The 13,676-nt window shown below is 60.0% G+C and carries 14 protein-coding genes; 4 read left to right on the top strand and 10 right to left on the bottom strand.

The window, feature by feature from the left end:
* The first annotated feature begins 9 nt into the window (after positions 1–9).
* Complete coding sequence (gene smc / locus WA922_RS08010) at positions 10–3,465, top strand: chromosome segregation protein SMC (RefSeq protein WP_424771173.1); 3,456 nt, start codon at positions 10–12, stop codon at positions 3,463–3,465.
* Between the two features lie 2 nt (positions 3,466–3,467).
* Here the strand turns inward: smc and WA922_RS08005 are convergent, their stop codons facing one another.
* From WA922_RS08005 to rpmF, 5 genes are all read right to left on the bottom strand, one after another.
* Complete coding sequence (locus WA922_RS08005; RefSeq protein WP_424771172.1) at positions 3,468–4,130, bottom strand: MerR family transcriptional regulator; 663 nt, start codon at positions 4,128–4,130, stop codon at positions 3,468–3,470.
* Between the two features lie 35 nt (positions 4,131–4,165).
* On the bottom strand, positions 4,166–4,468 hold the full coding sequence (locus WA922_RS08000; RefSeq protein WP_424771171.1) for an integration host factor subunit alpha: 303 nt from the start codon (positions 4,466–4,468) through the stop codon (positions 4,166–4,168).
* A 164-nt stretch (positions 4,469–4,632) separates the two neighbouring features.
* On the bottom strand, positions 4,633–5,598 hold the full coding sequence (locus WA922_RS07995) for a beta-ketoacyl-ACP synthase III (RefSeq protein ID WP_424771170.1): 966 nt from the start codon (positions 5,596–5,598) through the stop codon (positions 4,633–4,635).
* The gene (gene plsX / locus WA922_RS07990; protein WP_424771169.1) at positions 5,595–6,641 is read right to left on the bottom strand and encodes a phosphate acyltransferase PlsX; all 1,047 of its coding nucleotides are present in this window, start codon (positions 6,639–6,641) and stop codon (positions 5,595–5,597) included. The genes WA922_RS07995 and plsX overlap by 4 nt, the downstream gene beginning before the upstream one ends.
* 24 nt (positions 6,642–6,665) lie before the next feature.
* Positions 6,666–6,845 (bottom strand): 50S ribosomal protein L32, encoded by a 180-nt coding sequence (rpmF, locus tag WA922_RS07985; protein WP_424771168.1) that lies wholly within the window; start codon positions 6,843–6,845, stop codon positions 6,666–6,668.
* 246 nt (positions 6,846–7,091) lie between these two features.
* On the opposite strand from rpmF, the gene WA922_RS07980 reads away from it, so the two are divergent.
* Positions 7,092–7,484 carry an MAPEG family protein gene (locus tag WA922_RS07980; protein WP_424771167.1) on the top strand — a complete coding sequence of 131 codons (393 nt, stop codon included), beginning with the start codon at positions 7,092–7,094 and terminating at the stop codon, positions 7,482–7,484.
* Positions 7,485–7,502: 18 nt separating this feature from the next.
* Here WA922_RS07980 and WA922_RS07975 read toward each other — a convergent pair whose 3' ends face one another.
* The 3 genes from WA922_RS07975 to WA922_RS07965 form a co-directional block, all read right to left on the bottom strand.
* The gene (locus tag WA922_RS07975) at positions 7,503–8,144 is read right to left on the bottom strand and encodes an MBL fold metallo-hydrolase (protein WP_424771220.1); all 642 of its coding nucleotides are present in this window, start codon (positions 8,142–8,144) and stop codon (positions 7,503–7,505) included.
* An 85-nt stretch (positions 8,145–8,229) separates the two neighbouring features.
* Complete coding sequence (locus tag WA922_RS07970; RefSeq protein ID WP_424771219.1) at positions 8,230–8,964, bottom strand: class I SAM-dependent methyltransferase; 735 nt, start codon at positions 8,962–8,964, stop codon at positions 8,230–8,232.
* Positions 8,965–8,974: 10 nt separating this feature from the next.
* Positions 8,975–9,634, bottom strand: coding sequence for a S24 family peptidase (locus WA922_RS07965; RefSeq protein WP_424771166.1), 660 nt, complete (start codon positions 9,632–9,634; stop codon positions 8,975–8,977).
* Positions 9,635–9,819: 185 nt separating this feature from the next.
* Between WA922_RS07965 and WA922_RS07960 the strand changes: the two genes are divergently transcribed.
* Positions 9,820–9,966 carry a hypothetical protein gene (locus WA922_RS07960; protein ID WP_424771165.1) on the top strand — a complete coding sequence of 49 codons (147 nt, stop codon included), beginning with the start codon at positions 9,820–9,822 and terminating at the stop codon, positions 9,964–9,966.
* Entirely contained in the window at positions 9,956–10,348 is a 393-nt protein-coding gene (locus WA922_RS07955) for a hypothetical protein (RefSeq protein WP_424771164.1), read from the top strand. Before WA922_RS07960 ends, WA922_RS07955 begins: the two co-directional genes overlap by 11 nt.
* A 9-nt stretch (positions 10,349–10,357) precedes the next feature.
* Here WA922_RS07955 and WA922_RS07950 read toward each other — a convergent pair whose 3' ends face one another.
* Together WA922_RS07950 and WA922_RS07945 are read right to left on the bottom strand one after the other, a co-directional pair.
* A complete protein-coding gene (locus tag WA922_RS07950) occupies positions 10,358–11,800 on the bottom strand; it encodes an aldehyde dehydrogenase family protein (RefSeq protein ID WP_424771163.1) in 1,443 nt (480 codons plus the stop codon).
* A 153-nt stretch (positions 11,801–11,953) separates the two neighbouring features.
* Positions 11,954–13,612: an acetolactate synthase large subunit gene (locus tag WA922_RS07945; RefSeq protein WP_424771162.1), complete on the bottom strand. Its 1,659-nt coding sequence runs from the start codon at positions 13,610–13,612 to the stop codon at positions 11,954–11,956.
* Positions 13,613–13,676: the final 64 nt, after the last annotated feature.

Here is a 13,676-nt window from a genome sequence, read left to right as displayed (position 1 = left end):
GGGGGCTCTGTGCAGATAAAACGGCTTAGGCTCAGCGGTTTTAAGAGCTTTGTCGAGCCTGCCGAATTGCGCATTGAGCCGGGCCTGACCGGCGTTGTGGGTCCCAATGGCTGCGGGAAATCTAACCTGCTGGAAGCGATCCGGTGGGTGATGGGTGAAAATTCACCCAAGAGCATGCGGTCTGGCGGGATGGAAGATGTGATCTTCGCGGGCACTGAAACCCGCCCGCCGCGCGATTTTGCAGAAGTCATCCTGCATGCAGAAGACAATGATGGCGAGGCGCTTGACGTCACCCGCCGAATTGAACGCGGCGCGGGCAGCGCGTACCGCGTGAACGGCACTGATGTCCGGGCAAAGGATGTCTCGCTCACCTTTGCCGATGCGGCCACTGGCGCGCATAGCCCCGCGCTTGTCAGTCAGGGCAAGATTGCGCAGGTCATTGCCGCCAAACCCGCGGAACGCCGCCAGATGCTGGAGGAAGCCGCCGGCATTGCGGGGCTTCACGTGCGCCGCCGTGATGCCGAAAGCAGGCTGCGCCAAACAGAAGCCAATCTGGCGCGGCTCGAAGATCTGATGGCCGGTATCGACACGCAGATGGCCTCTTTGCGGCGGCAGGCGAAACAGGCCGAACGCTACACTGTGCTCACTGACCAGATCAATGTGGCCGAGGCACGGCTGCTCTTTGCCCGGTGGCGCGATGCGGCCTCCGCTGCCGAGGCGGCGCGTCAGGAAGCGCGCGGCGCCGATGCCAGAGTGGCCGCCGCGCATTCGGCGATGGCAGACGCGCAAACGGCGCAGCATAATGCCGCTGCGGCCCTGAGCGCCGCGCGCGAGGAACACTCTGACCGCCGTGATGATGCCAGCGCGCACGGGCACCGCATGGCGGCACTGACGGCACAGCTGGAAGCCGCCGAGCAGCGCCTGGCCGATCTCGACCGCCAGAAAATCCGGCTTGAAAACGACCGCGGAGAAGCAGATCGGCTGACCAGGGATGCTGCTGCGGCTTTGGCCAGGCTGGAACGCGAACTGGCGGAGAATGAGAAATCTCTCATCAGCGACGAGGCACGCCGCCCCGTGCTGGCCGCCGCTCTGGAAGAGGCAGAACGCGCAGGGCGTGCAGCAGAACTGGCTCTGGCAAAAGCCAACGCCGATCAGGCCGGAGTGGAGGCGGAATGGCGGGTCGCCGAAGCGGAAATCGGGCAGGCCCAATCGCGGATTGCGCGGCTGGACAGCGAAGCAGACCGGCAGCAGCGGACCCGCGAGAATCTGGCGCTGGGCGGGGATCCCGATGCCGCCGTCAGCGCCGCACAGACGGCAGCCGCACAGGCGGCCGAGGCGCTTGATGCGCGCCGCAAGGAACTTGGCAGCAAGCGCGCAGCCAAGCACCGGTTGCAAACTATGCGCGATGATGCCGCCAGCGCGTTTGCCGCAGCCAAAGCGGAACTGGCCGGAGCGGACCGCGAATATTCGGCTCTGATCCGCGACCGTGATGCGCGCGAACGCCAGCGCGCCCAGCGCAGGGGATTGCCCGCCGCGCTCGATCAGATCCGTGCCGCACCGGGATATGAACGCGCCTTGGCCGCGGTGCTGGGCCGTGACGCCAAGGCCCCTGTGGGTATGCCAGAAGATGGCCAGGACGGGCGGTTCTGGACTGGCGAAAACGCGCCTGATGCGTCCGATACGCCCATCGCAGCGCCCGACCGGGTGAGCGACAGCCTCGCGCATCATGTCACCCGCTGTCCGCCGCAGCTCGCCGCCCGGCTTGCTCTGGTGCACTGTGTCGATACCGATGATCGGCGCGCGCTTGGGCTGGGCGAATGGCTGGTAACACGCGCTGGCCATTTGCGCCGGTGGGACGGGTTTGTCGCGCGCGGCGAAGGTGCTGCGGAGGCGGCGCGGCTGGAATCGGAAAACCGGCGGGTGGAGCTGGAACAGCTCCTGCCCGATTTGCGCGCCGCAACCGATCTGGCGGCGGCGCAGCAATCATCCGCGCAAGACGAACTGACCAGGCTGCAGCGTGATCTGGTCAGTATCGAGCGGATGATTGGCGAAATGGCCGAAAGCGAACGGCAGGCCTTGCGCACCCTCGATCAGGCCGAAGCCGCGCGCGAACAACGCACTGCAAAAATTGAGGAACTGGACGCGGCACAGGCTGATCTGGCCGGGCATCAGGCCGCGGCCGCTGCGGATCTGGCCGCCGCGACCGCACGGCGCGGCGCCTTGCCCGATCCCGCCTCGGGACGTGCCGCTTTGGACGCTATCCAGGCCAAACATGATGCCGCGCGGGCACAGCTTCAGGCGGCAACGGGCGCGCTCGCCGCGCATGATCAGGCGCTGGCCGTCGCGCGCGAACGAACCGCCGCGCAGCGCAGCGACATGGCAAACTGGCAGACGCGATCGGGCGAAGCCGCCAAGCGCCTGTCCGATATGGCCCGCCGGTCGGAAGAGATCGCAGAGGAACGCGCGATTTTCGCCGCCAAGCCCGAGGGGCTTCACCGTGAAATAGAGCAAGGCGATACGGTCCGCGCGCGCCTGACCAAAGAATTGGCCGCCGCCGAAGCAGCTGTCACAGCGATGCAGGACAGCGCGCGCATCGCCGAGCGCGCCTTTGCCGAAGCCAATGAAGCACTCGCCACAATGCGCGAGGCGCGCGCCGGCCTCACAGCCCGCGCGGAGAACGAGGAAGCGCGCCGCAGCGAAATGGCGCGAATATCGGGCGAACGCTTCCACTGCCCGCCGCCCATTCTCGCCAGCCGGTTTGAATTTGACGCACAGACAGTCAAAAGCTCAGCTCTTGAACGCGAGGAGCTGGACCGGCTAACCGCCAGCCGCGAACGGATCGGCCCGGTCAATCTGGTTGCCGCGGAAGAACTCGCCAAGCTGGAGGAAACCGCCGGTTCGAGCGCCGTCGAGCAGGCCGAACTGGCCGAAGCCGTCAACCGTCTGCGTGGCTCCATCGGAAGCCTCAACCGCGAAGGGCGCGCGCGCCTGGCCGCGGCATTCGAACAGGTGGATGGACATTTCCGGCGGCTGTTCACCCGGCTGTTTAATGGCGGGCAGGCGCATCTGGCACTGATCGACAGCGATGATCCGCTGGAGGCCGGGCTGGAAATTTTCGCGCAGCCACCGGGCAAACGCTTGCAGTCGCTGACATTGCTATCGGGCGGAGAACAGGCGCTGACCGCCATCGCGTTGATCTTTGCCCTGTTTCTGACCAATCCCGCGCCAATCTGCGTGCTCGATGAAGTCGATGCACCGCTTGACGATGCAAATATTGACCGGTTCTGTGATCTGCTCGACGCGATGACGCGGGAAACGGACACGCGCTATCTCATCGTGACCCATAATGCCGTGACAATGAGCCGGATGCACCGCCTGTTTGGCGTGACGATGGTGGAGCAAGGCGTCTCGCGCCTTGTCAGTGTCGATCTGGGCGCTGCCGAAGAGCTGGTCGCCGCTGAATAGCGTCACACGGCAAGAGCATCTGCCAACCTGGCCCGTGCGGTTTTCAATCGGTCCACGATATCGGCGCGCGGCATCCCCGCATCAGCCGCATCAGCCGCATCAGCCGCATCATCAACCGGACCGGGCTCGGCCTGCATCGATACGATCGTGCTGACCGGCTCCGGCTCGGCCTGCGCCGTTGCGGTGCCGAAGAATTCGCTCACCCCGCCATTATCAGCCAGCGGCATAGTGAGATCCGGCGCCGAGACGGAGCCGTCCCGCTCACCGGGGCCGTCCCGATTACCGGAGCCGGCCTGAGAGGTGTCACCGGTGTCTGCGGCATCTTCAATATCGGGCATGTCTGAAGTGTCTGGTGCGTCTGAAGTGTCTGGGGCATCTGGTGCGTCTGAAGTGTCTGGGCTTTCTGGAGTACCCGTTTCCATCACTTGCCGCGCACCTTTCAACGTGTAGCCTTTTTCATTCACAAGCTGATTGATCTGTTCGATAAGAGCCACATCGCCGGGCCGGTAGTAGCGGCGATTACCGCTGCGTTTCAGCGGTTCGAGCATCGGGAACTGTTCTTCCCAATAGCGTAGAATATGCGATTTAATGCCGAGAGCCTTGCTGACTTCGCCAATGGTCCGAAGCGCACCGTTCTCCTTGCCGTCCTTAAACTGGGCACTCATATGGACATCCTCCTGATGGGCTCCTGATGGGCGCGTCAACTTCCTTTGGCGACACGGTCCTTCAGTAACTGGCTGGCACGGAAGGTCATCACCCGGCGCGATGTAATGGGAACTTCGACACCGGTCTTGGGGTTGCGACCGATCCGTTCTTTCTTATCACGCAAGATGAAGCTGCCAAAGCCGGAAATCTTCACATTCTGCCCGTCGCCCATCGCTTCGCACATATGGGCCAATATGGATTCCACCATATCCAGCGATTCCGCGCGCGAAAATCCCATCTTGCGATTGATCGTTTCTGCTAAATCCGCTCTGGTCAACGTGCTTACGGAACGCGACATGCTCTTCCCCCTCAATTCTGGCGCGACCCAGCTTTGAAAAATCTGCCCGGCTCTTACGCAAATTCCTCAGCTTCGGCAATGTTTTGAATGAAATGGCAATATTTGCGGGCAAGCAGCGCGGTACGGGTCTATGGCCCACTCGCCAGATATGCGCCAGATACGCGCTAGATACGCACCAGTGACGCGCCCCAGGTGAAGCCGCCGCCCATCGCTTCAAACATCACCAGATCGCTCTGTTTAATCCGCCCGTCGCGCATGGCGGTATCAAATGCGAGCGGAACCGAGGCGGCAGAAGTATTGGCGTGCTGGTCCACCGTCACGATGATTTTTTCCGCTGGCAGCCCCAATTTCCGTGCGGTTGCGTCCAAAATACGCGAATTGGCCTGATGCGGTACGACCCAGTCAATGTCGTCAGCCGTGTGGCCCGACGATGCCAGCGTTTCTTTGAGCACGCTGGCCAGATTGACAACCGCGTGACGGAATACCTCTGGTCCGCGCATGCGCAGCTTGCCCACCGTGCCGGTGGTGGAGGGACCGCCATCGACATAGAGCAGTTCATTATGCGCGCCATCTGCGTGTAATTTGGTGGTAATCACGCCGCGATCATTCCCGGCTCCATCCTGCGCCTCCAGCACGATAGCGCCGGCACCATCACCGAACAGGACGCAGGTTGTGCGGTCTTCCCAATCGAGGATCCGGCTGAATGTCTCCGCACCGATGACCAGCGCCCGCCTGGCCATGCCGGTGCGCAGCATCGAATCCGCGGTGCCCAGAGCATAGAGAAAGCCCGAGCATACCGCCGCCACATCAAACGCGATGCCGCCATTACAGCCCAGATTATTCTGCACCATAGTGGCGGTCGCGGGAAAGGTCTGGTCCGGCGTCGCCGTCGCCAGCACGATCAGATCAATCGCGGCCGCATCGACCCCTGCGGCGGCCAATGCCCGCTGCGCCGCTGTGGTCGCAAGCGATGAGGTGGTATCATTCTCACCGGCAAGATGCCGCTGACGAATGCCGGTGCGTTCCACAATCCATGCGTCGCTTGTGTCGACACGCTCTGCAAGCTGTGCGTTGGTCACCGCAGCTCCGGGCAGTGCTGACCCGCTGCCGAGAATGACCGAACGTATCACTCTGTCGATGTATCCGAGGCCACTGCCCGGCCCTGTAATGCGTTGAGATCGGCCGTAATCCGGTCGGTCAGCTTCGCCTCGATCAGTTTGGCCGCCACTGTCACGGCGTGCGCAACACCGCCAGCAGTGGCGCTGCCGTGGCTTTTGACGATCACGCCGTTCAGGCCGAGAAACACGGCGCCATTGTGGTTATTGGGATCAAGATGGTGCTTGAGCAGTTCGGTCGCCGGGCGAGACACAAGAAAGCCGACTTTCGAACGAATGGAGCTGGTAAAGGCAGCGCGCAGCAGATCCGTCACGAAACGCGCCGTACCCTCAATCGCTTTGAGCGCGATATTGCCGGAAAACCCGTCCGTGACGACCACATCCACTTCGCCGCGATTGATCTTGTCCGATTCGACATAGCCATCAAACTGCATGTCGAGGCCGGTTGCCTCCTGCAATTCCGCCGCTGCATCGCGCAGCCGGTCAAACCCCTTATTCTCCTCCGTGCCGATATTCAGCAACCGGACGCGCGGCCTGCGGCCCAGTATAATCCGTGAATAGGCTGCACCCATAATCGCAAATTGCACCAGATTGCGCGCATCGGCCTCTGTATTGGCGCCCAGATCAAGCATGATGACATCGTCATCCTCAAGGGTCGGCATAACCGCAGCAAGTGCGGGCCGGTCGATCCCTGGCATGGTCCGCAAGGCCAGCTTGCTCATCGCCATCAATGCGCCGGTATTGCCCGCGCTTACAGCGGCACCGGCAGCGCCCTGCTTTACGGCGTTTACCGCAAGACCCATCGATGTTGTCTTGGCACGGCGCAGAGCCTGTGTCGGCTTTTCATCACCAGCGACAATATCATCGCAGTGCAATATTTCAGATGCACCGCGCATATGCGGATGATGTTCCAGCGCGGCCTTGATGCGGGTTTCGTCACCAACCAGCAGAAACTGGAACTTGTCATGGCGGCGGCGCGCCTCGGCAGCGCCTTCGATCATCACGCGCACGCCTTCATCACCGCCCATCGCATCAATTGCGATACGCGGGAGGATCATGGGCGTGTTCTCCTGAAAACGGTCTTACAGACCGACAGCGATAATTTCGCGACCGTTATAATGACCGCATGCCTGGCACATATTGTGCGGGCGCTTCAGTTCACCGCAGTTGGAGCATTCATGGAACGCTTCCGGCTTCAGCGAATCGTGCGAACGGCGAATTCCGCGACGGTGCGGCGATACTTTTCTCTTAGGGACAGCCATAGCGGCACCTGTTCCTTAAATAATACGGTCTGATGTTATGTCCCGCTCTAGGCGAAGCAACCGACACGCACAAGTGCGCAGAATCGCGGCCAAACCTTCACGGCAAGCCGCGCTACATAACCAAAAACGCCGCCTTTGCAAGCCCCGTTGCAACCCGCATCAGGACGGACTACGCCGCCCGATGAAAACCATTTCAATCAATCCGCCGCGCGGTTCTGCGGGGGATCCAGCCATTTGGGGACGATAATGATTTTACCAGTGACACTGTGCACCGCTGCCGCTGCCGCAATTCTGGCGCTCTGGCTCATGATCCGGGTCGGTCAGGTTCGCGGATCAGAAGGGGTAAGCGTGGGCGATGGCGGAAATGATAAAGTCATTCGCCGGATGCGTGCGCATGCCAATTTCGTCGAAACGATGCCGTTTGCGCTCGCGCTGATCGCTGCCATCGAAATCGCCGGGAAAGGCGCGGTGTGGCTGCCTTACATTGCAGGCGTGTTCATTCTGGGCCGGATCGCCCACGCCTTCGGGATGGACGAGAACGCATTTGCCAAGGGCCGCCTGATCGGCACGCTCATCACCATGCTGACATTCCTTGGGCTGGCCACAGTCGCCGTGCTGGTGGCGACCGGAACAGTATAGGCCCCGCGCTCTGCCAGTTCAGCCCAGCGCGTAATCGCTGACGAATTGATTGGTTTTGCGTTCCTGGCCAAATGTGCTGGTGGGCCCATGCCCGGGAATAAACGTCACATCGCCGCCCAGCGGCCATAGTTTCTGAGTGATTGCGTCCAGCAGATCCTGGTGATTACCCATCGGAAAATCGGTTCGCCCGATCGAGCCTTGGAACAGGACATCGCCAACAATCGCGAATTTGCTGGGCCCATGATAAAATACCACATGCCCGGGCGTGTGGCCGGGGCAATGGATCACATCAAGCGCCAGATCACCGACGGTTACCGTATCCCCATCATTCAGCCAGCGGTCCGGTTCAAACACTTCGCCGCGAATACCGTATTTCCTGCCATCTTCCTCAAGCCGCGAAATCCAGAACCGGTCGCCTTCATGCGGGCCTTCGATCGGGAGGCCAAGCTCCTTCGCCAAAATGCCGCTTTCCCCGCAATGGTCGATATGGCCGTGCGTGATCAGGATTTTCTCCAGTTCCACGCCCGCTTTGGCAACGCCCGATTTCAGCTTGGCCAGATCGCCGCCGGGATCAACCAGCGCACCTTTCATCGTTTTGGTGCACCAGATCAGGCTGCAATTCTGCTGCAGCGGGGTGACGGGCATGATGGCTGCACGCATGGGCGGTGGCGCCTTTGGGGAGGTACTGGCGGTATCGGTCATGCGGGTGATGTGGCGGCTGCGGCGCCCGTTCGCAAGGGCTTTGCTACACTGTCACGACCAGCCGGTATCCGCAATCCAGACTGTCTTTTTGCATCAGATGGCCATAGCGGGCTTCCCAGATACCGCTTTCCATATCGGCTTTGAGCAGGGCGAGCTGCTGCGATACATCACCCAGCGCGTGGAATGGCGACATGCCTGCGCGAATGCTCGCATCGAGATAGGCACCCGGCCGCCGCCAATAGGCACCAAGAAAGCCATCGGCACAATCATGCGGTATGGGTACCGGGCGAATTTCCACTGCGCCCAGCCATTTTGCATAGTCATGCATCGGCGGTATCTGCTGGGCGTCAAAGGCGACCAGTTGAGGGACATAATCGGTCAGCCAGAATTTTTGGAATGACGGGTCGAAGGTCAGTATCACGATCCGCCCTGATGTCACGCGGCGCAGTTCCGCCATGCCGCGCGGCACATTCCGCCAATGGTGGACAGTCAGGATCGCCATCGCGGCATCAAACGCGTTATCTTCAAAAGGCAGCTTTTCCGCGCTGGCGCAGATGGCCGTGGCCGCCCCTGCCGGACGCTGGTCTATCATCTGCTGCGATGGTTCAAGCGCGGTCACATGGCGGCCCGCCGGTTCGTAGGAACCGGTACCGGCGCCCACATTCAGCACGGTTTCGGCAGACCCAAGCGCGCGGTCGATCATGGCCGCGATGCGCGGTTCTGTTTTGCGCGAGTGGCCGTAAGTCGCGGCAGTCAGGTCATAGCTGGCCTTGGTCATGCTCACCGGATCACAATTTCCCGCTCTTCCATACAACGCGGCCGATTATCTCGACAGCATCCACACTTACGTTCAGCGGAGGATATGCAAGATTCTGGCTAAGAAGTGATAAACGCCCGCCGCCCTGTGCCGCCACCCGCTTTACCAGCAGAGTATCCTCCAGCCGCACGACATAAATCCCGTCGCGAAACGGCAGCGGGCGTAAATCGACCAGCACTTCATCGCCCGCGCGCAGTAACGGCTCCATCGAATCGCCCTCGACCAGGATCGCGGATAATTGCGCGCCTTCAAGCCCCTGTTCGCGCAGCCATTTTCTGGAAAAGCGAAAATTGTCGAAAGCGGCCTCGGCCCCGACCACAGCGCCTTGTCCCGCCGATGCACTGATCGCCAGCCGCGGGACATCGACCCATCCCGCCTCCAGCGGCAAGGCTGTACGCGCATTATAGGATTTATCCTCCGACGCTTTGGCTGAACCGCCCAGTTCCGATTCGGGCACGCGAAAGAAATCGGCGAGCATTTTCCGATCATGCTCCTCCAATTTTCGCGGACTGCCTTTACGAATAAATTGCTGTAAATACGTTGGATTTCTACCGATCATCTCGGATAATCGGGCCAGAGAGCTGCCCCGTTCCTGAGTCAGTTCCAGCAAACGTTCCTGTGCCTTCGACATAATCTGTCCTCATTGTCGATATTTTTTCCTACGTATACGAAGTATTTTTCCTAGACAAGTAGGATTTCGCCAGCGACGACTCGATGCGTCAGGCGAATCATATTCGTCCGGCCGACACAGCCCTTCAAACGGTGAGGTTTAATATGTTGATATGTTCTATCGAGAAATTTCTTCGTCGCACCGGAATGCCAGCCACCAAATTCGGTCGGCTCGCAGCGCATGATCCGCGGTTCGTGCTTGATCTGCGCAATGGCCGCATGCCGCGACCGCGTACCGAGGAAAAAGTCCACGGTTTCATGCTCAAATATGAAGGGAATGCCCATGTCGGCTGAACCGGTCGCCCGCCTCGCTGCGGACCATGCGCAGGCCCGCGCCGCCAGCGATACACGCCGCCGCATCCGGCGCGGCCCGCGCGACCATCTGCGCGATTCGCTGATGACACTGGCGGGCGGACATGGCCGGCTCACCCAGCACCGCGAACGGTCATGGGCGAGTATAACCTTCACCGGCACGCGGCATCATGTCATTGTGGAATTTTCGGGCCATGAAGCCTGCGATGCGGGTGAACATTTCATCGCCGAATTGGCAGAGCATGAATTTACCATTCCGGGTCAACTGGTCGCGGATGCAGCGATTATCAGTGTCGATAGCACCATGCTTCCCGAACCGTGCATGATCGTGGAATGTGAATTGCTGCTGTTGGTCAATAGCTGACGTGCAGGCCTAGCCGGCCTGCTCGCGGCGGATGATCAGATTGCGTATCTCGGACATATCTTCCATCGCGAAGCGAATGCCTTCGCGGCCCAGCCCTGAATCTTTCACCCCGCCATAAGGCACATTGTCGACCCGGTAGGATGACACATCGTTCACCACGACCCCGCCAACATCGAGCCTATCCCACGCATCAAGAACTTTGTGAATGTCGCGCGTGAAGACACCCGCCTGAAGGCCGAATTTGGAATCGTTTACCTCATCCAGCGCATCTTCAAACGTGCTGAACGCGCTGAGTAGCGCCACCGGTCCGAATGCCTCTTCGCGGTAGGCATCGGCTGATCTGTCAACATTTTCAAGCAGCGTCGCCTCCAGCATATTGCCGTCGCAGCCGCCGCCGCACAGCAACGCTGCGCCGCCCTTCATAGCATCGTCAATCCAACCTTTCAGACGTTGTGCCTCATCATGCGAAATCATCGGGCCGATGAACGTGTCCCGGCTTTTGGGATCGCCCGACACGAGCGACCGCGTTTTTTCGACCAGCATCGCTTTGAATGTGTCGTAAATATCTTCGTGAATGATAATCCGCTGCACGCCGATGCAGCTTTGCCCGGACTGGTAAAAAGCCCCGAATATTATCCGTTCCAGCGCATGATCAAGGTCAGCATCCCTATCGACCACCACGGCCGCGTTGCCGCCAAGTTCCAGAATAACCGGCTTCTTACCGGCTTTGGCTTTCAGCGCCCAACCTACGCCGGGTGATCCGGTAAAGCTCAACAGTTTCAGGCGCTCATCAGTGGTGAACAGATCGGCCCCGTCGCGGCTGGCGGGCAGGATGGAAAATGCGCCTTCGGGCAAATCGGTCTCGGCCAAAACCTCGCCCATCATGATCGCGCCAAGCGGTGTTTTGCTCGCCGGTTTCATGACAAAGGGGCAGCCCACCGCAATCGCGGGCGCAATTTTATGCGCTGCCAGATTGAGCGGAAAATTGAACGGGGATATAAAACTGCATGGCCCGATCGGTACGCGCTTCCACATGCCTATATATCCTTTGGCACGGGCGGATATGTCCAGCGGCTGGACTTCGCCATAATTGCGCACCGCCTCCTCTGCGGCGATTTTGAATGTGTCGATCAGGCGGTCCACTTCGCCTTCCGCATCGTTGATCGGTTTGCCCGCCTCTACACACAGCGAATACGCCAGTTCGTCATAGCGTTCACGGAACCGCGTGACGCAGTGCTGCAAAACCGCCTGTTTTTCAAAACTGGCCATCTGCGCCATTGGCCCTGCTGCACGCTGCGCCCCTGCAATCGCCTCCTCGATCACCTCCGGTGTCGCCAGCGCGGTGCGAAATGCGACATCGCCTGTGAATTTGTCGGTTACCTCAAGATCGGTGTTGGGCTGGGCCGCCTTGTTGTTGAGATAGAGCGGATAGGTGTCTTTGAGTGTGGTCACGGCGTATGTCCTTTGTCCTCCCGGACCAGAAACCGGGACCCCGCTAATTTCTGTCCCGCCGCGAGTAGAAAGCGGGACCCCCCAAGATGACCGGGGCAACATGACCGGGGCCATATGACCGGGGCAACATGACCGGGGTGCTGATCTGAAAAATCACAGCTCTGCGGAAAGTTCCTTGATGTCGTGGTTCAGGATCTGATCGTTCTGCGTATAATCGACCGGACAATCGATCAGATGGACACCCGGCACATCGCGGCAATGGGCCAGGACCTGTGCCAGATGGGCACTGCTTTCAACGCGGTGCCCCTGCGCGCCATAGCTTTGCGCGTAATGAACAAAATCCGGGTTGCCATAGGTCAGGCCGTAATCCGCAAATCCCATATTGGCCTGCTTCCACCGGATCATACCATAGGCATCATCGCGCAGGATCAGTACGGTCAGATTGAGGCCCAGCCGCATTGCGGTTTCCATTTCCTGACTGTTCATCATGAACCCGCCATCGCCGCAAATCGCCATGACCTTGCGGTCTGGATACAGCATTGCGCTCATCATCGCGGAGGGCAGACCAGCGCCCATGCTGGCGAGCGCATTGTCGAGCAGTACGGTGTTGGGCAGATAGGCGGGATAATTGCGCGCAAACCAGATTTTGTAAATGCCATTGTCGAGGCAGATGATGCTGTCTTCGGGTAAGGCATCGCGGACTTGCCGGACCAGATGCGGCGGAAATATCGGAAACCGCGCATCGGCGGCCAGCAGCGCGGTATGCGCCAGTTCCGCCTTGCGATATTCGCGCATCTTAATAAAATCCCAATGGTCCTGATTGGTGATGCCTTGCTTGATCTGCCAGATGGCATTGGCGATATCGCCGATCACTTCGATCTGCGGAAAATAGACCGGATCCACCTCCGCCGTTTTGGTCGATAGATGCAGCACTGTAACGCCGTCATCCTGCATGAAAAATGGCGGTTTCTCGATCACATCATGGCCGATATTGACGATGCAATCGGCATCCTCGATCGCGCGGTGGCAGAAATCGCCCGCTGACAAAGCAGCGCAGCCCAAGAATAGCGGGTGCCGTTCGTCAATCACGCCTTTACCCATTTGCGTTGTGACGAAAGGAATACCGGTTTTCTCGACCAGTTGAAGCAGCATCTTGCTGGTCATTTTCCGGTTAGCGCCCGCGCCAATAACCAGTACCGGCCGGTCCGCTTGTTCAATCGCTTCAACCGCCTGTTTCACCGCTTTTGCCTCGGCCGATGGACGCCGCGCGATGGACGGCCTGATCGGGCGGGCTTCGCTCATTTCCTCGGCGATATCTTCGGGCAGTTCAATATGCGCCGCGCCCGGTTTTTCCTCTTCGGCCAGACGGAAACATTCGCGCACGCGGCTGGGTATATTGTCACCTGCGGCCAATTGCTGCGTATATTTTGTCAGCGGTTCCATCATCGATACCACGTCGAGTATCTGAAAGCGGCCCTGCTTGCTTTTCTTGATCGGTTTCTGGCCGGTAATCATCAGCATCGGCATACCGCCCAGCTGCGCATACGCGGCGGCGGTAACGAGATTTGTCGCGCCCGGGCCAAGCGTGGCAAGGCACACACCGGTTTTGCCCGTATGCCGGCCATAGGTTGCAGCCATGAAGCCTGCACCCTGCTCGTGCCGCGTCAGTATCAGCTTTATCGTGGAGGTTGACAGCGACTCGAGGAAATCGAGGTTTTCTTCGCCCGGAACGCCAAAGATGTATTCCACACCCTCCTCTTCAAGACATTGGACCAGCAGGTCAGATGCTTTCTGCGTTTTTGTATCGGCCATGCGTATTTATCCTTCGTCGCACGCCGAAGCGCACTGCTGACACCGCCGCGCGGCTATGGTTTAG

This window comes from Pontixanthobacter sp., from assembly GCF_049682855.1.
GTDB lineage: Bacteria > Pseudomonadota > Alphaproteobacteria > Sphingomonadales > Sphingomonadaceae > Pontixanthobacter.
The sequence above is the reverse complement of the archived record's forward strand: the minus strand, read 5'-3'. Positions and strand labels throughout refer to the sequence as shown.